The following is a 22,471-nucleotide window of genomic DNA, read 5'->3' as shown; positions in this document are numbered from 1 at the left end:
TGTCAGCGGGTTTGCGGGCCCGTTGCGGGAGTTGGGTTCTGTGCTAGTGTTCCCTTCGGGGAGCGAGGAAAACCGATTGCTAGCATTCACTCACGATCTATGGATGGTCGCGGCGGCGTTCGCGATTGCGCTATTTGCAGGCTTCAGCGGCATGTCCTTGTTGCGGGGGGCATCCAGATTGGATGTGGGCCGCAGGAAGTTTCTGGTGGCGGTGGCGGCCTTTGTGCTGGGGGGCGGCATCTGGTCCATGCACTTTGTGGCGATGCTGGGGCTGCAGCTGCCGGTGGCGTTTTACTATGACGGGCTGACGACGCTGGTGTCGGTGCTGGTGGCGATCCTGATGGTGGGATTGGCGCTGCTGGTGCTGCATTTCCCGCGCCGCACGCCAGTGACCATGACCATCGCGGGGGTGATCATGGGGGCGGGGATCGCCGCCATGCATTATGTCGGCATGTCCGGGATGGAGATTTGCGGACCGGTGTTCCGCCCGATGGGCGTGGTGGTGGCGCTGGTGGCCTCGCTCTTGTTGTCCAATCTGGCGATCTGGGTGGGGTATGGCGCGCGGACGCGGGGGAACATCCTGCTGGGGACCCTGTGTTTTGCGGTCGCCGTCGTGTCGATGCATTTCATCGCAATGCTGGGGACGGATTTCTATCTGGATGATGTGTCCGTGACCACGGGACCCGCCCTGAGCAACGCGACACTGGCGATGATGGTGGCGGTGTCGTCCTTTGTGATCAGCGGGGTGTCTTTGCTGAGCGGGGTGTCGTTCTTTGTCCCCTTGCCGCAAGAGCAAGAGATTGCGCTGCCCGAGATGCCCTTGGTGGTGGACGCCCCAGAGGCGCCGACTGCTGCGCCCGTGGCCTCGGTCCGCGTGCCCTATGACCGCGAGGGGCGCACCCAGTATGCGGAGTCCGCGGACATCGCCGCCATCCGCGCCGAGGGACACTATACCGTGGTCTATCGCGGGCCCGACAAGATCTTCTGCTCGTGGTCCATTTCCGACGCCGACCGGCGGCTGGAACCCTTGGGGTTCTTGCGCGTTCACCGATCTTGGCTGGTCAATCCGGCGTTCGTGGCGGACTTCCAGCGGACAAAGGACACCGGCTTTTGCCTGTTCCGCGACACCGAGTCCCTGACCATGGTTCCTGTCGCCCGATCGCGCCTGCAAGAGGTTCGCGAACTCTTGGGGATGTGAAGGCGCATTTCGTGCGCGCCTTTCGCATTTCGTGCAGCGCCCCCGTATTTCATGAAGAAAACAACGACATTCGCTAGGCGCTGATTGGCGGCTTGGCGGCGCATTCTAACCTCCGACTTCGAGGAACGGCATCTTTGCCGAAGGGAGGAGAGAAGCATGATACCAGCAGGGTTCGAGTACCATCGGCCCGCCGATCTGTCGTCGGCGATCGGCATTCTACTAGAGCACGGGGACGAAGCGCGCGTGGTCGCGGGCGGTCACAGCCTGATCCCCATGATGAAGCTGCGCATGGCCGAACTGGCCCATGTGATCGACCTTCAGGACATCGGAGAGCTGAAGGGCATCGAACTGGGGGCCAGCACGGTGACCCTTGGGGCGATGGTCACCCAGCACGAGCTGATCACCCACGAAGGGCTGGCCAAAGCGATCCCCGTGATCCGCGAGGCGGCGCTGCAGATTGCGGACCCGCAGGTGCGTTATGTGGGCACCATTGGCGGGAACGTGGCGAACGGCGATCCGGGGAACGATATGCCCGGCTTGATGCAGTGTCTGGATGCGACCTTTACCCTGTTTGGTCCCGATGGCACCCGCGATGTGCCCGCGCGGGATTTCTATCAGGCGGCCTATTTTACCTCGCGCAGCGATGACGAGATTCTGACCCGCATCACCATTCCGGTGCCCGCTGCAGGGACCGGCCAAGCCTATGTCAAACAGAAGCGAAAGATCGGGGACTATGCCACCGCCGCCGCCGCTGTGCTGATCGGCAACGGCACCGCATCGGTGGCCATGACCAACCTGTCGGACACCCCCGTTTATTCCGCCGAGGCCAGCGAAGCCCTTGCCAACGGGGACATCGACGGCTGTGTCGCGGCGATGCTGGCCTCGATCGATCCGCAAGAGGATATGCGCGGGCCCATCCCCTTTAAACGCCACGTTGCGGCCGTGATCCTGCGCCGCGCCATCGACAGCGCCCTGTCGCGCAAGTCCTGAGGAGCGTCACCATGAGCAACAAGATGCACGTCAAACTGACCGTCAACGGCGAAGAGGTCGAAGGGCTGGCCGAACCGCGCACCCTGCTGATCCACTTTCTGCGCGAGAACCTGAAAATCACCGGCCCCCATATCGGCTGTGAAACCAGCCATTGCGGCGCCTGCACCGTGGACCTGAACGGCAAGTCGGTGAAATCCTGCACCGTCTTTGTGGCGCAGGCCAACGGGTCGGACATCACAACCGTCGAAGGTCTGGTGAATGCCGATGGCTCGCTCGGGGTCATTCAAGAGATGTTCCGCGAGCACCACGGCCTTCAGTGCGGGTTCTGTACGCCGGGCATGATCACCCGCGCGCACCGTCTGCTGCAGGAAAACCCGAACCCCACCGAAGAGGAAGTCCGCTTCGGCATGGCGGGGAACCTGTGCCGCTGCACCGGCTACCAGAATATCGTCAAGGCGATCCTTGCCTCGGCGGCGCAACTGAACGCTGTCAAGGAGGCCGCGGAATGAAAGACGAGGTTCAATCCCCCGAGGACCGCAGCGCCAAGCTGAAAGGCATGGGCTGCTCGCGCAAGCGGGTCGAGGATGTGCGCTTTACCCAGGGGCGCGGCAACTATGTGGACGACATCAAGCTGGACGGTATGCTGGTGGGCGACTTTGTGCGTTCCCCCTATGCCCATGCGCGGGTGGCGTCGATCAACGCCGAGGCCGCGCTGGCCATTCCGGGCGTGCTGGCGGTGATCACGGCCAAGGATCTGGAGCCGCTTGGCCTGCACTGGATGCCCACGCTGGCCGGTGACAAGCAGATGGTTCTGGCGGACGGCAAAGTGCTGTTCCAAGGGCAGGAAGTGGCCTTTGTGGTGGCCAAGGACCGCTATGCGGCCGCCGATGGCGTCGCCGCGGTCGAGGTTGACTACGAGGAACTGCCAGTCGTCACCGATCCCTTCAAGGCGATGGAACCCGATGCCCCCGTCCTGCGCGAAGATCTGGCAGGCAAGACCGAGGGTGCCCATGGCCCCCGCCGCCATCACAACCACATCTTCACTTGGGAAGTCGGCGACAAGGACGCCACCGAAAAGGTTCTGGCCGAGGCCGACGTGGTCGCGGACGAAATGGTCTATTACCACCGCACGCACCCGATGCCGTTGGAAACCTGCGGGGCCGTGGCCTCGATGGACAAGGTGACGGGCAAGCTGACCCTGTGGGGCACGTTTCAGGCGCCGCACGCGGTGCGCACCGTGGCCTCGCTGATCTCGGGGATTGCGGAGCACAACATCCGCGTCATCAGCCCCGATATCGGCGGCGGTTTCGGCAACAAGGTCGGCGTCTATCCCGGCTATATCTGCGCGATCGTGGCCTCGATCGTGACAGGCAAGCCGGTGAAGTGGGTCGAAAGCCGGATGGACAACCTGATGTCCACCGCCTTTGCCCGTGACTACTGGATGCACGGCAAGATCAGCGCCACCAAAGAGGGCAAGATCACCGGCCTGTGGTGCCACACCACTGCGGATCACGGCGGCTTTGACGCCTGCGCGGACCCGACCAAGTTCCCCGCCGGTTTCATGAACATCTGCACGGGGTCCTATGACATCCCCGTCGCGTTCCTGTCCGTGGACGGCGTCTATACCAACAAGGCACCGGGCGGCGTGGCGTATCGCTGTTCCTTCCGCGTGACCGAGGCTGCCTATTTCATCGAACGCATGATCGAGGTTCTCGCGATCAAGCTGGGGATGGACGCGGCTGAACTGCGGCGCATCAACTTTATCCGCAAGGACCAGTTCCCCTATCAGTCGGCATTGGGCTGGGAATATGACTCGGGCGATTACCACACCGCGTGGGACAAGGCCCTGAAGGCCGTGGACTATGACGGTCTGCGCGCCGAACAGGCCCAGCGGATCGAGGATTTCAAAGCAGGCAAAACCCGCAAGCTCCTTGGTATCGGTCTGACCCACTTTACCGAGATCGTGGGCGCAGGGCCGGTCAAGAACTGCGATATCCTTGGCTTGGGGATGTTCGACAGCTGCGAAATCCGCATTCACCCGACCGGATCGGCGATCGCCCGTCTGGGCACCATCAGCCAAGGGCAGGGGCACGCCACGACCTTTGCCCAGATCATCGCCAGTGAAATCGGCATCCCCGCCGATGACATCACGCTAGAAGAGGGCGACACCGACACCGCCCCCTATGGTCTGGGGACCTATGGCTCACGCTCGACGCCGGTTGCGGGGGCTGCCACCGCTATGGCCGCCCGTAAAATCCGCGCCAAGGCCCAGATGATCGCGGCCTACCTGCTGGAGGTTCACGACGACGACGTGGAATTCGAGGTCGACCGCTTTGTGGTCAAGGGCGCGCCGGAACGGTTCAAGACGATGAAGGAAATCGCCTTTGCGTCCTATAACCAGGCGATCCCCGGCGTCGAGCCGGGCCTCGAGGCCGTCAGCTACTATGACCCGCCGAACATGACCTATCCCTTTGGCGCCTATATCTGCGTCATGGAGATCGACGTGGACACCGGCGAGCACAAGGTCCGGACCTTCTATGCGCTGGACGATTGCGGCACCCGCATCAACCCGATGATCATCGAAGGGCAGGTGCACGGCGGCGCAACCGAGGGCTATGCCATCGCGATGGGTCAGGAGATTGCCTATGACGACATGGGCAACCACAAGACCGCGACCCTGATGGACTTCTTCGTGCCGACCGCATGGGAAACGCCGCACTACACCACCGACCACACCGTCACCCCCAGCCCGCATCACCCGATCGGCGCCAAGGGTGTGGGCGAAAGCCCGAACGTGGGTTCGGTTCCGGCGTTCTCGAATGCGGTGCACGATGCGTTCCGCGCCTTTGGTCTGGTCCAGAGCCATATGCCCCACGATCAGTGGCGCATCTGGCGGATCGCCGAAAATCTGGGCCTGCATAGCTAAGGCCCTGACAGGCCGCCCGTGGACATGGGGATGGGCGGGCGGCCCCCTAATTCAGGCAGAGTTGCGATGAGCAGAACCTATACCGACATGAAAATGGCGCTGGGGCAGGTCGGCTATGTGGCCGATGACAGTCTGGCGATGGCGCTGCATCTTGCGCTGGCTTTGGGCCGCCCCCTGCTGCTGGAGGGACCCGCCGGTGTGGGCAAGACCGAGGTCGCCAAAGCCATGGCCGCCCATCTGCAAACCCGTCTGATCCGCCTGCAATGTTACGAAGGGCTGGATGCCAGCCACGCGATTTACGAGTGGAACTACCAGCGCCAGCTTCTGGCGATCCGCAGCGAAGGCACGGGTGAAGAGGCGCTGTTTTCCGACAAATATCTGCTGAAGCGCCCCTTGCTCGAGGCGATCTCGCAGGACACGCCGCCCGTCTTGTTGATCGACGAAATTGACCGTGCCGATGAGGAATTCGAGGCTTATCTTCTGGAAATCCTGTCCGATTTCCAGATCACAATCCCCGAGATCGGCACCATCACCGCGCACTCCCGCCCGGTGGTCATCCTGACTGCGAACGGCACGCGGGACCTGTCCGATGCGCTGCGGCGCCGGTGCCTTTATTCCTATGTGGATTATCCCGACCGAGACACCGAACTGGCGATCCTGCGCGCCCGCGGTCCGCAGATCGAGCCGCGCTTGGCCCGTCAGATCATCGGCACCGTGCAGGCGCTGCGCCGCGAAGAGCTGGAGAAGAAACCCGGTATCGCCGAGATGCTGGACTGGGCGGCGGCGCTGGCGGGCCTTGGGATCAATGACCTGACCGAGGATCGTGTGGCGCTCCAGGCCACGCTGGTCTGCCTGCTGAAAACCGCCGCCGACCGCGATGCCGCCCCGCCCGAAGTGCTGGACCGCATTATCGGCAAGGTGGCGTGATGGCTGTCACCCGCTTTCCCGCCCGCGCCGAAGGTATCGCCGACCGGATTACCGGTTTCATGGCCCATCTGCGCATGAACGGCCTGAAGCTGGGCCCTGCGGAGACCTCGGACGCGATGGCGGTTCTGGGGGCGGTGGATGCCACCGATACAGGCCAAGCGCGGCTGGCGCTAAAGGCCTTGATCGCCCCTGACGCGGACGGTTGGCGCAAATTCGACGAACTGTTCGATGCCTACTGGTTCAACGCGGGCAAGACCCGTACCGGCGCGGCCTCTGCCCATGTGCGGGTCCAGTCCGCTCGTCCCACGCTGTGGCAATCCCATCTGGATCAGGACGGCGGCGGCGCGGATGCGGACGGTCAGACCACCCCCGGCGACGGGCAGGGCGAAGCCGAGGGGATCGACGGTCGCCTGATCGCCACCCGCACGGACAACTTGCGTAAACGCGACCTGCGCGAGTTGCTGGACGAGGACACCCTGCGCGCCGCCGAACGGGCCGCGCAGCAACTGGCCCGCGCCATCCGCGACCGCCGTTCCCGCCGCCGCATTCAGGCACGGCGCGGGGCGATGCTGGACCTGCGCCGGACCTTGCGCGCCAGCCTGCCCCGTGGGGGCGAGCCGCTGGACTTGTTCCGCCGCACGCGCCCTGAACGCCCGATGCGGATTGTGGCCCTGTGCGATGTGTCGGGATCGATGCAGCACTATGCCCGCGTCTTTCTGGCCTTTGTCAAAGGGCTGATCGATGCGGACACCACCGCTGACGCCTACTTGTTTCACACCCGCCTGATGCGGGTCACGGCGGCAATGCGCGACCACGACACCCTGCGCGCCGCCGGCCGCCTGAGCCTGATGGCCGAGGGGTTCGGCGGGGGCACCGACATCGGCGCATCCCTGACCGCCTTTGCCGAAACCTATGCCGCCAAGGCCCTGTCGGGACGCACCATCGTGATCATCCTGTCCGATGGCTATTGCACCGGGGCGCCTGCGGAATTGGCCGCTGCCCTTGGCCGGATGCGCCGCAAATCGGGGCGGATCGTGTGGCTGAACCCCCTGAAAGGCTGGCGGGACTATGCGCCTGTGTCGGCCTCGATCACCGCTGCGCTGCCCTATCTGGACGCGCATCTGCCCGCCAACACCATCGAGGCGCTGGCCGCCCTCGAACCCGAATTCGCTCGGCTCTGAAAGGAGAGCTTTATGGGACAACTCGATATCTTTGATGTGATCGACCAGCAGCGGCGCACGGGGCGTCCGTTCTGTGTGGCGACGGTGGTGCGGACGGCGGATGTGACCTCGGCCAAGGCAGGGGCCAAGGCGGTCATCACCGAAACCGGCGAGATCATCGGCCATCTTGGCGGGGCCTGTGTAAAGCGCGCCGTGACCAGCGCCGTGTCCGAGGCGATTGCCAGCGGCGAGACGCGCCTGATCCGCGTCAAACCCTCGGACAAGGTGGTGTCGCTGACCGATACGGATGGCGCGCAGCTCTACAAGAGCGGCTGCCCCTCGGGCGGGACGGTGGACATTCTGATCGAACCATTCGAGCTGCCGCCGATGCTGGTGGTGTTCGGGGACACGCCGATCAGCCGCGCGATTGCGGCCCATGGGGCGCTGGCGGGATACCGGCTGGCTTTGCCCGAGGGTGTTTCAAGCCATCTGGAGGCTGCGCGGTTCAGCGACAACGCGATTGCGGACCTGCCCCTTGGGCCCCGTGATTTTGTGGTCGTTGCGACCCAAGGCAATCAGGACGGCGTGTGTTTGCGGGCGGCTTTGGAAAGCCCTGCGCATCGGGTGTCCATGGTGGCCTCGCGCCGCAAGGCCGACACCCTGAGCGCCAAGCTGGTCACCGCTGGCATGGACGCGGCGCAGGTGGGGCGGCTGAAATCCCCCGCGGGCCTTCATATCCACGCCATCGACCCGCAAGAGATCGCGATCTCGGTCATGGCAGAGATCATCCAATGGCGGAACACCGACCGCAAAACATCAGGAGGCGCCCATGAAGCGACTGCGTAACTGGCTGGCCCGCCGCCGTGCGGCCCCCAAGCCTCCGCCTCTGACGCCTGAACAAAAGGCGGCGATCCTGCTGAATTCCCACCCCAGATGCTGTTGAGGAAAGGCACCGAGTGAATGGAACTGAGTGACGAGATTATCATTAACGCCCCCAAGGACGCAGTCTATCGGGCACTGAACGACCCCGAGATTTTGCGCCGCTGTATCCCCGGATGCGAGGAACTGATCCAGCATTCCCCCACCGATCTGGAGGCCAAGGTGGTGCTGCGGATCGGGCCGGTGAAGGCAAGCTTTGGCGGCGTTGTCACGCTGGACACTGCAGTCGCGCCCGATGCGTTTTCCCTGATGGGCGAGGGCAAAGGCGGCGCGGCGGGCTTTGCCAAGGGCGGTGCCGAAGTGACCCTGACCGAGGTCGAGGGCGGCACCCTTCTGGCCTATGACGCCAAGGCCGAAGTGGGCGGCAAGATTGCCCAGTTGGGCAGCCGCCTGATCATGGGCACGGCGCGAAAGCTGTCGGCGGCGTTCTTTGAGAAGTTCGCGGCCGAGATGGAAGGCGCTCGGGTCGAGTGACCCCGTGCTTGTGGCGCGGTGGGGCCTATGGGCTGCGCCGCGCGATTGGCGGTTGGACCGCCGTGGGTATTTTTCCCAAGATGAAGATCAATCGAGCGCGAAGTCCTGACGGATTTGGGTCAGGGTTGCGGCATCGGTGATCTGGAACCGTTCGGCAAAGCGCTGTTTGAAGCTGACGCGGCCACGGCGGGCGCCGAAGTTTTCCCCGTGATTGAGGAGATAGAGCGCCTTTGGGCCCGAGAGCGGCATCAGGGGGCGACCAGCGAGCTGCGCCAGATAGGGGAACATCCGGTGTTCGTGCTGGGTGGATTCCGCGATGCGGGCGATCTCGGCCTCTGGATTGTGGGTCAGGTCAAAGGCCAGCGCGGCGCAGCTGCCGCAGAGCTTCCAGAACGGTTTACACAGGGGCTGCGCAGGGCTGGCGGGCTGCGCCAGCGCGATGCGGTTGTTGCCGACATCATAGACGTAGCCTTGGGTCATCAGGTAACCGCCCGCGCTGCGGCGGTCGTGCATTTCCTGAACCAAAGAGGGATGCGCCAGATCGTCGGCATCAAAGCTCATGGCGTAGCCTTGGGGGATGCCGAGGGTCGGGATGGTGTCCGCCAGTTGGCGCAGTTTGAGCCATTTGTCGTTGCCTTCGACCGGCGTGGTAAAGGGGACAAAGGTGATGCGCGGATCGTCGGGCAGATCGGGGCTGGCCTGGCCGCAGATCAGGACGCGCCAGTTCGGGTTCGTTTGCGCGACGAAGCTGCGGAGCGTGGCATCAAGGCGTGCGCAGACCGCAGCCCAGTCGCCCACGTGGTGCGGGCCGACCAGCGGGATCAGAAAAACCGAAACGGGGTTTTCAGGGGCTTTGGCCGGTTTGGCCGCGCGAAGGGCCAAGGCCGCCCGCTCCGATGCTTGCAGGTCCGAATTCTTGAGCAGCAATTCGGGGCCGAACAGGCGTGCGGCCGTCAGCAGGCTGAAGCGGCGCATTTTCGGGGTGGCGGGGACCTGGGCCATGAACGGGCTTTCTATTGTTTGCGGGCAGCGCGGGGCAGGGCGAGCACCAGCTCGCTATGCAGTTCCTTGCGCTCGTCTTCGCTCAGAAATGCGCCGATCTCAACCTCTCTGCTGTTGCCTTTGAGGGTGACGTAGTTCGGAACGGGTCCGCCGGTCGGATAAAGGCTGACCTTGGCCCAGTAGATGTTGCATTCCCATGTGTGGGTTTTGCCCTTCTGGTCGCGGCGCAGCAGGTGGATGCGGTCGGGCCAGAGGGTCAACGTTTCGATGACATCGCCGTCGCGGTAGCTGCGTTCCAGCATGTACCACATCAGGCCCATGACAAGCACGATAAACGGCAGGAGGCCCCAGAGGACTTTGGACCCGATGACGGCGACCAAGGGCAGCGCGATGAAGAGAGAGGTGATGGCAAAGAACGCCACGAACCCCTTGCGCGGCAAAGAGCGATAGGGCCAGAGGTGCAGTTCGGCCACGGGGTCCGATCCGTCCTCGGGGACGTCGGGCAGGTTTTTGACCCATTCATAAGGCATAGGGGGGACTACCTGAAAAAGGGGGCGGAAGAAAAAGGCCCGAGGTTTCCCCCGGGCCTTTGGATTATTCGGGATTGGAGCCCGGGATTAGTGCGCGTGGCCCTTGTCCCAGTCTTCCTGCTTCGGCAGCTGCTCGAAGGTGTGCTCGGGCGGCGGCGAGGGCAGGGTCCATTCCAGAGTATCTGCGTACTCGTTCCAGTAGTTGGCGCGGGTCTCTTTCTTGCCGTAGAGCAGCGAGTAGATCATGACGCCAAAGAAGAACAGGAACGATGCGAAGGCGATGAATGCGCCGATCGACGAGATGGTGTTCCAGAAGGCAAATGCTTCGGGGTAGTCGATGTAACGACGGGGCATGCCCTGACGGCCCAGGAAGTGCTGGGGGAAGAAGGTCAGGTTTGCGCCGACGAACATCGCCCAGAAGTGCAGCTTGCCGGCCCACTCGGGGTACTGACGGCCAGTGACTTTGCCGAAGTAGTAGTAGATGCCCGAGAAGATACAGAAGATCGCACCCAGCGACATCACGTAGTGGAAGTGAGCAACCACGTAGTAGGTGTCATGGTATGCGCGGTCCAGACCTGCTTGCGACAGGACAACGCCGGTCACGCCGCCAACGGTGAACAGGAACAGGAAGCCCAGAGCCCACAGCATGGGGGTTTTGAACTCGATCGAGCCGCCCCACATGGTTGCCAGCCAGCTGAAGACCTTCACGCCGGTGGGAACCGCGATAACCATGGTGGCCATCATGAAGTACGACTGCTGACGCAGGCTCATGCCGACGGTGTACATGTGGTGTGCCCACACGACGAAGCCCAGAACACCGATCGCAACCATCGCGTAGACCATCGGCAGGTAGCCGAAGACGGGCTTGCGCGAGAAGGTGGCGATCACGTGGCTGACCAGACCGAAGCCGGGCAGAATGATGATGTACACTTCGGGGTGACCGAAGAACCACAGGATGTGCTGGTACAGGATCGGGTCGCCGCCACCAGCAGGCTGGAAGAAGGCGGTGCCGAAGTTACGGTCGGTCAGCAGCATGGTGATCGCGCCGGCCAGTACGGGCAGCGACAGAAGGATCAGCCACGCGGTGACGAACACCGACCATGCGAACAGCGGAACCTTGTGCAGGGTCATGCCGGGGGTACGCATGTTCAGGAAAGTGGTGATGATGTTGATCGCACCCAGGATCGACGAAGCACCCGAAACGTGAACCGCAAAGATCGCGAGGTCCATCGAGTAGCCTGCTTCGTTGGTCGACAGAGGCGCATAAAGAACCCAGCCAACACCCGAGCCCAGCTGGTCGTTACCACCGGGGGACAGCAGCGAAGCAACACCCAGCGCGGTACCGGCAACATAGAGCCAGTAGCTGAGGTTGTTCAGACGGGGGAACGCCATGTCCGGAGCACCGATCTGCAGCGGCATGAAGTAGTTGCCGAAGCCGCCGAACAGTGCGGGGATCACCACGAAGAACATCATCAGGATGCCGTGGTAGGTGATCATCACGTTCCACAGGTGACCGTTGGGGGTACAGGTTTCATCGGATGCGATGAAACGAGCCCCTTCAAGGCACATGTACTGAACGCCGGGATGCATGAGCTCCAGGCGCATATAAACGGTGAAGGCGACCGAGATCAGACCTACAAACGCCGCGGTGATGACGTAGAGGATCCCGATGTCCTTGTGGTTAGTGGACATGAACCACCGGGTAAAGAAACTCCGGTTGTCTTCGTGCCCGTGGCCGTGAATGGCTGCGTCCGCCATACTCTTGCCTCCTGCTGGTTAGATTTAGGGCGCAGAGGAGACTCCGCGCCCGGATTCATTTTCGGGTTTTAGATTGCACCTTTACCTTGAGCAATGCACGACTTTGACGCAGATCAAAAAAATGTGCCCAGAGGTATGGTGAAATGTCGCACCCGTGGCTTACTTCACAACCGAAGCGAGATAAGCAGCGATATCTTCGGCGCTTTTGACGCGCTGAGCGGCCATTTTCGACTTGGCGGCATCATTGCCGGTCAGGCCAGCCAGATACTTGGACGGATCGGGCAGGTACTGTTCCAGGTGCTCGGCGTCCCAGACGGTGCCGGTGGCAGCGGCAGCAGCCATGTCAGAGCTGTAGGTGTAACCGTCGTAGGTGCCGATCACGCGGCCGATCACGCCATAGAGGTTCGGGCCAACGGTGCTTTTGGCGCCTTCTTCCAGCTTGTGGCAGGCTTTGCACTTCTTGAATTCTTTTTCGCCCTTGGCGGCATCGCCCTCGGCCAGAACAGGGGCGGCCAGCGCCAGAAGGGTTGCGGCTGCGGTAAGGATGGTCTTCATGTCTCTTCCCTTTCGTTGCTTGCGCGACTAAAGCACAAATCCCCCCAGATGTGCCAATTATATAGTGGAAAGCAAATGCGACCTTTCGCTTAATTGCTTACCACCGGAGGGAAATGGTCCTCGAAGGTACGTTTCAGAGCGACGTCCAGATCATCCATCGTGACAGGTAAGCCCAGATCAACCAGACTGGTCACCCCATGCTCGGTAATTCCGCAGGGGACGATGCCGCCGAAATGGCTCAGATCGGGTTCGACGTTGATGGAAATCCCGTGGAAGCTCACCCATTTACGCAGACGGATGCCGATCGCGGCGATCTTGTCCTCGGGCGGGGTGCCAAGGGCGGTCTGCCCTTTGTCATTTCGCACAACCCAGACGCCTACGCGGCCCTCGCGAATCTCGCCTCGGACGTTGAACTCGGCCAGCGTGGCGATGACCCACTCCTCAAGGCTCTGGACAAAAGCACGCACATCGTGGCCGCGCTTGCCCACATCCAGCATCACATAGGCCACGCGCTGCCCCGGCCCGTGATAGGTATACTGGCCCCCGCGTTTGGTCGGATAGACCGGAAAGCGGTCGGGATCGGTCAGATCCTCGATCTTGGCCGAGGTCCCGGCCGTGTACAGAGGAGGGTGCTCGACCAGCCAGATGGCCTCGTCAGCTTGGCCGGCCGCGATTCGTGCGGCGCGCTCCTCCATAAAGGTTTCTGCCTCGCGATAGTCGGTCAGACCTTCGCTGATGATCCATTCCACCATGCCGGTATCCCCTTGTTCCGCAGTAGGGTGTGCCCCTTTGCCAAGGAATTGTCAAAAGGCGCATTTTGGCTCTTGGCTTCCCCGCGCGGCCCCGCTATATCGCCCCTCACCAAGTCATTGACAGTGCGGTCGTGGCGGAATTGGTAGACGCGCAGCGTTGAGGTCGCTGTGGGGTAACTCCCGTGGAAGTTCGAGTCTTCTCGACCGCACCATTTCACCGAAGAGGGTGAAGCAAACTCCCAAAAAAATAGTTACGTTGTGTCTCTTCTTTGGGACTCCACGCTTTTGCTGTTTTGCCTTTTGGCTGGTTGGCGCTATTTTACAAAAAACTAAACAATAGCAGGTGTCTATGCTGCACAGCCAAGGCCAGCCTCCGTTGCGCGCTGTATCTATTGCGGCCACGCTCGAGGCGGAAATCATTACGGGCACAATTCCGGGCGGAACAAAACTGGACGAGCAGAGCCTTTCCCAGCGGTTCGACGTGTCCCGCACCCCTGTCCGCGAGGCGCTGCATTTGCTGGCGGCGCGGTCCTTGGTAGAGCGGGTGCCCTATCGCGGGGTGGTGGTGCTGGAGATCACCCGCGAGCGGATCGAACAGATGTTCGAAACCATGGCCGAGGTCGAAGCCCTCTGTGCCCGTTTTGCCGCCGAGCGGATGACCTTGGGCGAACGGGCCGCGCTGCAATCCATGCATCGGACCATGCAGGCGCTGGCTGTTTCCGGCGACACGGGGGCCTATGAGACCGCGAATACCGAATTTCACCAGATGATCTATCGCGGCACCCACAACACCGACATGTTCGAACTGGCCGAGGGGATGCGCATCAAGCTGTCCGCGTTCCGGCGCAATCAGCTCAAGTCCGTCTCGCGGATGGAGCAGTCGAACGGCGAACACGACGGCATCGTCACCGCCATCGTCGATCGCAAATCCGCCGAGGCCGAGACCGCCCTGCGCCGCCACCTACTGAGCGCGGCGCAAGAGGTTCTGTCCCGGATCGGGTGATTACCCGAACACTGACATCAGCATCCGGATCGCGGTGATCGCCAGAAACAGGGCGAAGGCGCGCTTGATCCATTTGGGATCGACACTGTGGGCGATTTTCGCACCCACAGGAGCAAAGCTGACCGTAAATGGCAGGATCAGGCCCGCCGCCAGCAGGTTCACATAGCCCAGCGACAGGGGCGGGCGTCCTTCGATCCCCCAACCGGCGCTGATGAACCCGATCACCGCAGGCACCGCGATCAGAATGCCAAAGGCCGAGGCCGTGCCGACCGCCCGCCGCACCTCGACCGAGAAGGCCACCAGCAGGGGCACCGACAGCGTGCCGCCGCCAATCCCCATAAGCGCCGAGAAGAAGCCCGTGACATAGGAGATCAGGCCGTTCACCAGCTTGGAGCCCGGCAGCTTGTCCGAGATAACCAGCGTTTTCGGTGTCGCCATGTTGATCGCGACCAACAGGGCGATGGCCCCGAAAATCCCGCGCAGCCCGTCACCGTTGATGTATTTCGCCGCCAGACCGCCAGACAGGGCCCCCAGAATGATCCCAGGCGCCCAAAGCTTGAGTAGGGATTTGTCAACGCCGCCACGCTTGTGGTGCGCGCGTGCCGAGGACACCGAGGTAAAGATGATCGTCGCCAAGGAGGTCGCCACCGCCATGTGCATCGACAGATCCGGCGGAAAGTCCGTCAGGGACAGGATCCAGAACAGCACCGGCACCAGTACGATGCCGCCTCCAACCCCCAACAGACCCGCAAGAATACCGGCAATGATCGCGGTGCCGATCACGCCAACCAGAATCATGGCTAGTTCGGGGGTGGACAAGTGTTCCATGGGGGCTCCTATGATGGTGCAAAGGTGGTGAATACAAAAAGACAGAAATCCTGCAAGATTGTATACAAAGATTTTGCGCAGAACCTGTGCGCGCCTCCGCATTTTCCGTCGCGTCACATCGGAACGGCGGCTAGGCTGACCCCAGAGGCAGGAAAAAGGGAGGCACTCATGCCCGTCGGGATCAAAGAACTTATGGCCGAGGCCGAGGCGCAGGTGCGGTCGGTGACACCGGCCGAGGCAGCGGATTTGCTGGCGGACGAGGGGACCGTTTTCGTCGATATCCGCGATGTGCGTGAATTACAGCGGGACGGTCTGGTGCAAGGGGCGCGGCACGCCCCGCGCGGGATGCTGGAATTCTGGATCGACCCGGAAAGCCCCTATCACAAACCCTATTTTGCTGAGGACAAGACGTTTGTGTTCTACTGCGCCTCTGGCTGGCGGTCGCTGCTGGCGACGCAGGTGGCGCAGCGGATGGGGCTGAAATGCGCGTCCCTTCGCGGCGGTTTCACCGCGTGGCGAGAGGCTGCGCTACCGATTGAGACCCGCGATTAAGGCAGGACCGACAGCCAACCCCAGACGGTGATGATCGAACCCGCGGTCGCCAGCAACACGCTGGAGGCCGCAACGCGCCGCGCCCGCCCATACATGTTCGCGAACAGATAGGCGTTCACTCCCGGCGCCATAGAGGCCGTCAGGATCAGCGAACGGGTTTGTTCCACGGTCAGGTTCTGCAGGTGGCCAAGGGTCCACGAAATCGACGGGTGCACCACCAGCGAGACAAAGCAGACAAAGAAGATCGTCTTGAGGTCGCCCTCGGGGCGGTAACGGTACAGAACCCCGCCAAGGCCGAACAGTGCCACCGGAATGGCCGAGCGGATCATCATGTCGATCGCGTCGTTCAGGGGCATGGGCAGGGTGATGCCGGTCAGGTTCACGAACAGACCCACGCTGATGCCAAGGATCAGGGGGTTGCGGAACATCGCCTTCAGCACCTTGGGCGCGATGGTGGTGGGGCTGGCCCCTTGGGCGCGCACGATCTCCATCGCGGTGATGCCGATCGCGTAGCAGAACGGCGAGTGCATCGCGATGATCGCGTAGTTGTTGGTCAGGGCCTCGGGGCCATAGGCGCGCTCGGTGATCGGAATCCCCAGCAGGAGCGAGTTCGAAAACAGGCAGCAAAAGCCGATGGCGACCGCATCCTCCCAGTCGCGCTTGAACACATAGCGCGCCGCCAGAAGGCCGATCACAAACCCGCTGACCGCGCCGCCGTAAAAGCTGCTGAGCAGGTTGAAGTCAAAGTTCGCCCCCAGATCCAGCCGTGAAATCCCGCGGAACAGCAGGCAAGGCACGGCAAAGTTCTGGGCAAAGCGCATGATCCCGTCGACCGCATTGTCCGAGAACAGTTTGCGCCAGGTGACCAGATACCCGAAGCCAATGACGATAAAAACGGGGACAATGACTTCGAGAAGGATTTGCATTTAATCGGGATACCTTAGGACCATGCCATCATATGCAGGGGATACATGTTCTGGCGTCTCGGCTGCAACGTCCTCGTAATCAAGGTCGATATGCATATTGGTCAAAACGGCTGTGCGCGGCTGCATCCGCTCGATCCATTCCAGCGCCTTGGCAAGGTGGGCATGGGTCGGGTGCGGCTTGCGGCGCAGGGCGTCGACGATCCAGCAGTCCAGCTGTTTCAGCGTGGCCCACGCATCGTCATAAATCTCTGATACATCAGGTAGATAGGCGACGTCTTTGATGCGGAAGCCCAGCGCGTCGATGCTGCCGTGCTCGACTTTGAACGGGGTAAAGGTGATGTCCCCGCCCGCGCCGGTGATGGTGATCGGCCCGCGAATGGTGTGCATGTTCAGGATCGACGGATAGGGCGACCCTTCGGGCTGCACAAACGCATAGCTAAAGCGCCCCAGCAGGCTGTCCTGCGTGTCCCCGTCGGCCCAGACATCCAGTTGGCGGCCGATGTTAAAGACCACTTGGCGCAGGTCGTCGATCCCGTGGGTGTGGTCCGCGTGGGCGTGGGTATAGACCACGCCGTCCAGTTCCCCGACACCGGCGCTGACCAACTGCGCCCGCATATCGGGGGTGGTGTCGATCAGCACACGGGTGATGCCGTAATCGGTCTCGCGCTCGACCAAGAGGGAGCAGCGGCGGCGGATGTTCTTGGGGTTCTTGGGGTCGCATTCGCCCCAATGCCCGCCAATCCGCGGCACGCCGCCCGATGATCCACAGCCCAGAATGGTAAAGCGCAGCTCGGCCATTTACGCGGCCTCTTGATAGGCCACGACCTTGGAGAACAGGCGCTCGAAATTGGCCTGCGTCGCGGCGGCGAATTCTTCATAGCTCAGGCCGAACACATCGGCGCCTTTTTGGGCGGTGTGTACGGTATAGGACGGCTCGTTGCGTTTGCCGCGATAGGGCGGCGGCGCCAGATAGGGGCTGTCGGTTTCCAGCAAAATCCGGTCCAGCGGGGCAGAGGCAAAGATATCGCGCAGCTCTTGGCTCTTGGGGAAGGCCGCGATGCCAGACATCGACAGATAGAAGCCCAGATCCAGCGCGGCACGGCCCAGTTCCGCAGAGCTGGAGAAGCAGTGCATCACGCAGTTATAGGCGCCGTTCTTGTATTCCTCGGTCAGTATGCGGGCCATGTCATCGTCCGCCGAACGGGCGTGGATGATCAGGGGCAGGCCGCTCTGACGGGCCGCGGCGATGTGGATGCGCAGGCTGTCCTGCTGCACCTGCGCGCTTTCGGCGGTGTAGTAGTAGTCCAGACCGGTCTCGCCGATGCCCACCATTTTCGGGTGCTTGGTCAGCTCTAGCAGCTGGTCCACGGTCACGGCGGGGTGTTCGGCCGCGCTCATGGGGTGGACGCCAAAGGTGTAGAACACCTGCGGATAGGTTTCAGCGATCTGGCGAACGCGGGGCTCCTGATGGAGTTTGGTGCAAATCGACACCATCCGGGTGACCCCGGCCGCAAGGGCGCGTTCGACGATCTGGTCCAGCTCACCGTCGAAATCGGGGAAATCCAGATGGCAGTGACTGTCGGTGATTTCTGCTTTAGCGCTCATGCTCCACCCGCTGCCGTACTGTTCATACGAAACAGCGTATCTAGGATGAGCGCGGAAGGGTCAAGGTTCACCGCCCGTCCATGTCGGAAACGTGCCAACAGGTCCTGTGCGTTATCAGCCCATTTGCGCGCTGCCCAAGGATCGGGCGCCAGTTTGTCGAACACTTGGGATTCGTGGCCGGTGGCGGGCAGGGCGGCGGCCATGCCGATGCTGCCCTGACGGGCCATGCGGGCCAGCGCCAGATCCAGCAGGGTTTCAAACAGCTCCAGCTTTGCCTCGTTGCCGCGGGCGGCCAGATGGTCGGCCAGCTTGATCGCGGCGCCGTGGTCCAAGCGGGGCATGGTGCCCATCAGGGTGATCAGCTGCTCATAGAGCTTCAGCCCGTCCAACCGGATCAGACGCATCGCCCCGCCCACGGACCCGCCAGACAGGGTGGCCAGAGCGGCTGCCTCATCCTCGGGTTCCGCGCCAGCCTGATACAGGGCGGCAGACATATCGCCAGCTTCCAGCGGGCGCAGGCGCAGTTCGCGGCAGCGCGACCGGATCGTAGGCAACAGCCGAGAGGGCTGGTGCGCGATCAGCAGGATCGTGGTGCGGGCGGGCGGTTCCTCGAGCATTTTCAGGATCGCGTTGGCGGCCTGCACGTTCATTTCGTCGGCGGCGTCCACGATGACCACGCGGCGGCGGCCATCCACGGCGGACATGCCAAAGAACCCGTGCAGCTTGCGCACTTCGTCCACGGTGATCATGGACTTGAGCTTCTTGGTCTTGTCGTTCCAGCCCCGGCGCAGCAGGAACAGGCCCGGCTCGGACAGGGCGATGACCTGTTGCGCGACCGGATGATCCGGCGCGTTGCGCAGACTGGTGGGGGGCGGCGGCGCGCCGAAAAGCCCACCGTCATCGTCCAAGGGCTGGGACAGCAGGAACTTGGCGATCTGCCACGCGAAGGTGGCCTTGCCGACCCCTTGGGGGCCGCTGATCAGCCAGCCGTGGTGCAGACGTCCGCTGTTGAACGAATCCAGAAAGGCTTGCTCGGCCTCGGGGTGGCCAATCAGAATGGGGGTTTCGCGCGGGTGCGGGGCCCCTTCGACGCGGTCGGCCTCGGGGATCAGGTCGTCCTCGGGAACCTCGACCGCCCTCATGCGCGGGCCTCGTCATAGAGGGCGCGGATGTCGGCGCTGACCGCCTCGATCGGTTGGTCGCCGTTCACCACGCGGAAGCGGGCGGGGAATTCGGCGGCCAGCGCCAGAAACCCATCGCGCATCTTCTGCTGTAGTTCTAGCCCCATGCTTTCAAAGCGTTCCTCGACCCCTTGGCGGCCTAAGGCGCGGCTCAGGCCCACTTCGGGCGGCATGTCCACGAGAATGGTCAGGTCCGGTTCGCGGCCGATCATCAGCGCGTGCAGGGTGTCCACCTTGGCGCGTAGGTCGCCACGGCTCAGGCCCTGATACATGCGGGTGCTGTCGGCAAAGCGGTCGCAGATTACCGTTGCGCCCCGTTCGGTCACGGGATTGATCACGCGCTCCAGATGATCGCGGCGGGCGGCGGTAAAGAGCAGCAGTTCGGTCTCGGCGCTCCAGCGGTCTTTGTCCCCTTGCAGGACAAGGGCGCGGATTTCCTCGGCGCCGGGGCTGCCGCCGGGTTCGCGGGTCAGGACCACATCGCAGCCCTCGGCCCGCAGGGCCTCGGCCAGCAAACGGGCCTGAGTGGATTTCCCAGACCCGTCAATGCCCTCGAAGGTGACGAAGAGCCCCTTCGGGGCGATGTCCTGTGCCATCAGTTCGCGGCAGCCTCGGCTTGTTCGTTCAGCTTGCGCATCAGCACCTGAGCGGCCGTGCGCACGCGGCCGACGAAACCGGCACGGGCGACACTGCGGTCAGCGACCAAGGGCAGGCGGCGTTCGGGCAGACCTTCGGGGTGCAGGACCAGCTCGGCCAGTTGCTGGCCAGCGGTGATCGGTGCCTCGACGGGGCTGTCATAGATGACTTCTGCAGGGATTTCATTGCCCGAGAGGATCGGCAGCAGCAAAAGCACATCCTCTCGCGGTACGAGGTTAACGGTTGTTTCGTTGCCCATCCATACCTTGGCTGTGGCCAAAGGGTTTTTGGGGTCCGCGATATGACGTTCGGCAAACTGGCGGAAGGCCCAAGTGGCAACGCGCTCGGCCTCTTCGGCGCGGGCTTGCTGGCTGGCCAGACCGCTCATGGCAAAGATCACACGGCGTTCACCCTGTTTGGCCGACCCGACCAAGCCATAACCGGCCTCTTCGGTGTGGCCGGTCTTCAGGCCATCCGCGCCGATGTTCAGCGCCAGAAGCGGGTTGCGGTTGCGGGTGTTCTGTGGCGCACGGCCATCAAAGGCGAATTCGCGCTGCGAGAACAGCGCATAGTACTGCGGGAAGTCCTGCATCAGATGATCGGCCAGCACGACCAGATCCTTCATGCTCATGCGGTGACCGGGCGCGGGCCAACCGTTCGAGTTCGCAAAGGTCGATTGGGTCAGGCCGATCTGCTTGGCGCGTTCGGTCATCATGCGGGCGAACCCGGCCTCGGTTCCGTCGGGGGACAGAGCCTCGGCCAGAACGGCGCAGGCGTCGTTGCCCGACAGGACGATCACGCCCTTGATCAGGTCCTCGACGGCGACGCGGTCGGTGGTGTCCAGAAACATGGTCGAGCCGCCATAGCTCATGGCGTGTTCGGACACCGGCAGGCGTTCGTTCAGGGTCAGGCGGCCATCCCCGAGCGCCTCGAAGGTCATATACAGCGTCATCAGCTTGGACATGGACGCCGGCGGCAGGGATTGGTCGGCGTTTTTCGACAGCAGCACCGTGCCCGTGGTCTGGTCATAGACATAGGCCGCCCGCGCCTGGGTATCAAAGGCAAACGCGGGCAGGGCGGTCGAGGCCACAAGGGCTGCGATCATTAGCAGATTACGCATGTATCATTTCCTCCGGGCTGGGGTCAGTCCGTTACAGAATAGGCGTCGGCGAAACCTTCGGCCTTAACCTTGGCCAGAATGTCCGCGCGTTCCGCTGCGGTCATGGCAGGGCCGACAACCACGCGCCAGAAGGTTTTCCCCTTGATCGAGGATTCGTGAACCTCGGGGGTCAGGCCGATCTTGCGCATCTTGTCGGCGGTGCGGTCAGCGTTCGCCTGAACGCTGAAGATGCCGAGCTGGACATAGGGTTTGCTGATGTCGCTCTTGGCCGGAACGGGCGCGGCGGCCACGGGGGCAGGGGCGTCGATCGCGGCTTCGGCAGCGGCAATCGGGTCCAGCGTTGCGGTTTCCACCGCTTCGGGGGCTGCGATTTCCGATCCTTCGGCCATGGGCGCATCGGCGATTACGGCTTCTGCTTCGGGCTCGGCGTTCTCTTCGCGGCGCAGGGCGGTCACGGTGATATCCGCGGGCGCACCGGCCAGCAGACCCAGCGCAGCGGCCGCATCAGACGACACCTCGAGGCGAGGTCCGGCATTGGCGCGTTCGCGGCGGAACAGGGCGCCGATCACGAACGAGCCGTTGCTTTCGTTACGGATGATCACACGCTCGGGCTCTTTGACGTCGGGATGGGCAACCCACACACCCCCGAGAGAGGGGCGTCCGTCCCACAGGCCTTTTTCGCTGACCTGAAAGACATCGGGCGCTTCGACATCACGCTCTACCCGACGCGACGTCTGGCCCGAGGCGATGGCGGCAGCGCCCTCTCCCTTTTTGGACAGGGGGTTGACCCCTTCCATGCATCCCGCAACCAGCGAAAGTGCGGCTATCCCCACCAAGGTGCGTTTCACCAAAATCCGAGCCATTCAGAACTGCCCTCTGCCTGCGGCGTCTTTTGCGCCGCCGTTATTTGTTACGCGCCTGCCATTCGACCAAGGCAAAGCTGGCTTAACTTTAATGAAAGCTCCCGCTGTTGGGAAGTGCGCCGCGCCGGATGGGCAGAAATTCACCAACCTTTTGGTGCGGAACGGGTCTTTCCGAATCGAACGCGGCGGGGTAACCCCTGCGAACCACGGAGGTTTGGCAGAGTGGTCGATTGCGGCGGTCTTGAAAACCGTTGGGCGTGAGAGCGTCCCCAGGGTTCGAATCCCTGAGCCTCCGCCACTAAACGTGGCTTAAAAATTTATATACCCATACATATCAATAAGTTACACTGCGCTGCCGTTCATCCGGTCCGCCGGTAGCCTTGTTTTGCCACACATTTTGCCACACAATCTGCATCACAGAACTGGTGTGGAGGGCGCGGAATGTCGGTCGTCAAACGCGGTGGTGTGTATCATTTGCGGCGGCGTGTTCCCGTCAGATTCCAGAGCGTCGAGGACCGGACCTCGGTCTATGTGAGCCTCAAGACA

General features: G+C 62.7%; 23 protein-coding genes, 2 tRNA genes and 1 pseudogene. 13 read left to right on the top strand and 13 right to left on the bottom strand.

Going from position 1 to position 22,471, the window contains the following annotated elements; translation table 11 throughout:
* The first annotated feature begins 76 nt into the window (after nt 1-76).
* The 8 genes from HJ536_RS10640 to HJ536_RS10605 all read left to right on the top strand — a co-directional run bounded on the left by HJ536_RS10640 (nt 77) and on the right by HJ536_RS10605 (nt 8,614).
* Complete coding sequence (locus HJ536_RS10640) at nt 77-1,198, top strand: MHYT domain-containing protein (RefSeq protein WP_177157693.1); 1,122 nt, start codon at nt 77-79, stop codon at nt 1,196-1,198.
* A 156-nt stretch (nt 1,199-1,354) separates the two neighbouring features.
* Nucleotides 1,355-2,188: an FAD binding domain-containing protein gene (locus HJ536_RS10635; protein ID WP_177157692.1), complete on the top strand. Its 834-nt coding sequence runs from the start codon at nt 1,355-1,357 to the stop codon at nt 2,186-2,188.
* A gap of 11 nt (nt 2,189-2,199) precedes the next feature.
* Nucleotides 2,200-2,697 carry a (2Fe-2S)-binding protein gene (locus tag HJ536_RS10630; protein WP_176853756.1) on the top strand — a complete coding sequence of 166 codons (498 nt, stop codon included), beginning with the start codon at nt 2,200-2,202 and terminating at the stop codon, nt 2,695-2,697.
* The gene (locus HJ536_RS10625) at nt 2,694-5,114 is read left to right on the top strand and encodes an aerobic carbon-monoxide dehydrogenase large subunit (RefSeq protein WP_176853755.1); all 2,421 of its coding nucleotides are present in this window, start codon (nt 2,694-2,696) and stop codon (nt 5,112-5,114) included. Before HJ536_RS10630 ends, HJ536_RS10625 begins: the two co-directional genes overlap by 4 nt.
* Nucleotides 5,115-5,180: 66 nt before the next feature.
* Complete coding sequence (locus HJ536_RS10620) at nt 5,181-6,041, top strand: AAA family ATPase (protein ID WP_177157691.1); 861 nt, start codon at nt 5,181-5,183, stop codon at nt 6,039-6,041.
* On the top strand, nt 6,041-7,222 hold the full coding sequence (locus tag HJ536_RS10615; RefSeq protein ID WP_177157690.1) for a vWA domain-containing protein: 1,182 nt from the start codon (nt 6,041-6,043) through the stop codon (nt 7,220-7,222). The genes HJ536_RS10620 and HJ536_RS10615 overlap by 1 nt, the downstream gene beginning before the upstream one ends.
* Nucleotides 7,223-7,234: 12 nt before the next feature.
* A complete protein-coding gene (locus tag HJ536_RS10610; protein WP_177157689.1) occupies nt 7,235-8,047 on the top strand; it encodes an XdhC family protein in 813 nt (270 codons plus the stop codon).
* Nucleotides 8,048-8,161: 114 nt separating this feature from the next.
* Nucleotides 8,162-8,614 (top strand): SRPBCC family protein, encoded by a 453-nt coding sequence (locus HJ536_RS10605; protein ID WP_177157688.1) that lies wholly within the window; start codon nt 8,162-8,164, stop codon nt 8,612-8,614.
* Nucleotides 8,615-8,701: 87 nt separating this feature from the next.
* Here HJ536_RS10605 and HJ536_RS10600 read toward each other — a convergent pair whose 3' ends face one another.
* The 5 genes and pseudogenes from HJ536_RS10600 to lipB form a co-directional block, all read right to left on the bottom strand.
* Nucleotides 8,702-9,616, bottom strand: a complete 915-nt coding sequence (locus HJ536_RS10600; protein WP_177157687.1) for a hypothetical protein — start codon at nt 9,614-9,616, stop codon at nt 8,702-8,704.
* Nucleotides 9,617-9,627: 11 nt separating this feature from the next.
* A complete protein-coding gene (locus tag HJ536_RS10595) occupies nt 9,628-10,146 on the bottom strand; it encodes a DUF2244 domain-containing protein (RefSeq protein ID WP_177157686.1) in 519 nt (172 codons plus the stop codon).
* Nucleotides 10,147-10,233: 87 nt separating this feature from the next.
* Nucleotides 10,234-11,904 (bottom strand): cytochrome c oxidase subunit I, encoded by a 1,671-nt coding sequence (gene ctaD / locus HJ536_RS10590; protein ID WP_176853748.1) that lies wholly within the window; start codon nt 11,902-11,904, stop codon nt 10,234-10,236.
* 159 nt (nt 11,905-12,063) lie between these two features.
* The gene (locus tag HJ536_RS10585) at nt 12,064-12,459 is read right to left on the bottom strand and encodes a c-type cytochrome (protein ID WP_176853747.1); all 396 of its coding nucleotides are present in this window, start codon (nt 12,457-12,459) and stop codon (nt 12,064-12,066) included.
* 89 nt (nt 12,460-12,548) lie between these two features.
* Nucleotides 12,549-13,220 (bottom strand): annotated as a pseudogene (gene lipB / locus HJ536_RS10580) (lipoyl(octanoyl) transferase LipB); the annotation flags it as partial.
* Nucleotides 13,221-13,336: 116 nt separating this feature from the next.
* Between lipB and HJ536_RS10575 the strand changes: the two are divergent.
* A tRNA-Leu gene (locus tag HJ536_RS10575) sits at nt 13,337-13,423 on the top strand.
* Between the two features lie 137 nt (nt 13,424-13,560).
* On the top strand, nt 13,561-14,214 hold the full coding sequence (locus tag HJ536_RS10570) for a GntR family transcriptional regulator (protein WP_177157684.1): 654 nt from the start codon (nt 13,561-13,563) through the stop codon (nt 14,212-14,214).
* Here HJ536_RS10570 and HJ536_RS10565 read toward each other — a convergent pair whose 3' ends face one another.
* The gene (locus HJ536_RS10565) at nt 14,215-15,042 is read right to left on the bottom strand and encodes a sulfite exporter TauE/SafE family protein (RefSeq protein WP_177157683.1); all 828 of its coding nucleotides are present in this window, start codon (nt 15,040-15,042) and stop codon (nt 14,215-14,217) included.
* 168 nt (nt 15,043-15,210) lie between these two features.
* Between HJ536_RS10565 and HJ536_RS10560 the strand changes: the two genes are divergently transcribed.
* Nucleotides 15,211-15,594: a rhodanese-like domain-containing protein gene (locus tag HJ536_RS10560; protein WP_177157682.1), complete on the top strand. Its 384-nt coding sequence runs from the start codon at nt 15,211-15,213 to the stop codon at nt 15,592-15,594.
* On the opposite strand, the gene HJ536_RS10555 is transcribed toward HJ536_RS10560, so the two are convergent.
* Genes HJ536_RS10555 through HJ536_RS10525 form a run of 7 tightly spaced genes read right to left on the bottom strand, consistent with a single transcriptional unit; the run spans nt 15,591 to nt 21,925 of the window.
* Nucleotides 15,591-16,520 (bottom strand): AEC family transporter, encoded by a 930-nt coding sequence (locus HJ536_RS10555; RefSeq protein ID WP_177157681.1) that lies wholly within the window; start codon nt 16,518-16,520, stop codon nt 15,591-15,593. The two genes, HJ536_RS10560 and HJ536_RS10555, sit on opposite strands and share 4 nt — an antisense overlap.
* Nucleotides 16,521-17,318: an MBL fold metallo-hydrolase gene (locus HJ536_RS10550; RefSeq protein WP_177157680.1), complete on the bottom strand. Its 798-nt coding sequence runs from the start codon at nt 17,316-17,318 to the stop codon at nt 16,521-16,523.
* Entirely contained in the window at nt 17,319-18,125 is an 807-nt protein-coding gene (locus HJ536_RS10545; protein ID WP_176853739.1) for a TatD family hydrolase, read from the bottom strand. It abuts the gene before it with no gap.
* Entirely contained in the window at nt 18,122-19,267 is a 1,146-nt protein-coding gene (locus HJ536_RS10540; protein WP_177157679.1) for a DNA polymerase III subunit delta', read from the bottom strand. The genes HJ536_RS10545 and HJ536_RS10540 overlap by 4 nt, the downstream gene beginning before the upstream one ends.
* On the bottom strand, nt 19,264-19,902 hold the full coding sequence (gene tmk / locus HJ536_RS10535) for a dTMP kinase (protein ID WP_177157678.1): 639 nt from the start codon (nt 19,900-19,902) through the stop codon (nt 19,264-19,266). The genes HJ536_RS10540 and tmk overlap by 4 nt, the downstream gene beginning before the upstream one ends.
* A complete protein-coding gene (locus HJ536_RS10530; protein WP_176853736.1) occupies nt 19,902-21,062 on the bottom strand; it encodes a D-alanyl-D-alanine carboxypeptidase family protein in 1,161 nt (386 codons plus the stop codon). Before HJ536_RS10530 ends, tmk begins: the two co-directional genes overlap by 1 nt.
* A gap of 23 nt (nt 21,063-21,085) precedes the next feature.
* Nucleotides 21,086-21,925 (bottom strand): SPOR domain-containing protein, encoded by an 840-nt coding sequence (locus HJ536_RS10525; protein WP_177157677.1) that lies wholly within the window; start codon nt 21,923-21,925, stop codon nt 21,086-21,088.
* Nucleotides 21,926-22,133: 208 nt separating this feature from the next.
* On the opposite strand from HJ536_RS10525, the gene HJ536_RS10520 reads away from it, so the two are divergent.
* Together HJ536_RS10520 and HJ536_RS21210 are read left to right on the top strand one after the other, a co-directional pair.
* Nucleotides 22,134-22,223, top strand: a tRNA-Ser gene (locus HJ536_RS10520).
* A 143-nt stretch (nt 22,224-22,366) separates the two neighbouring features.
* The coding region (locus tag HJ536_RS21210; RefSeq protein ID WP_338082435.1) for a DUF6538 domain-containing protein at nt 22,367-22,471 on the top strand (105 nt) is incomplete at its 3' end.

The organism is Donghicola mangrovi, from assembly GCF_013377535.1.
In the GTDB taxonomy this organism is placed as follows: Bacteria; Pseudomonadota; Alphaproteobacteria; order Rhodobacterales; family Rhodobacteraceae; genus Donghicola; species Donghicola mangrovi.
The sequence above is the reverse complement of the archived record's forward strand: the minus strand, read 5'-3'. Positions and strand labels throughout refer to the sequence as shown.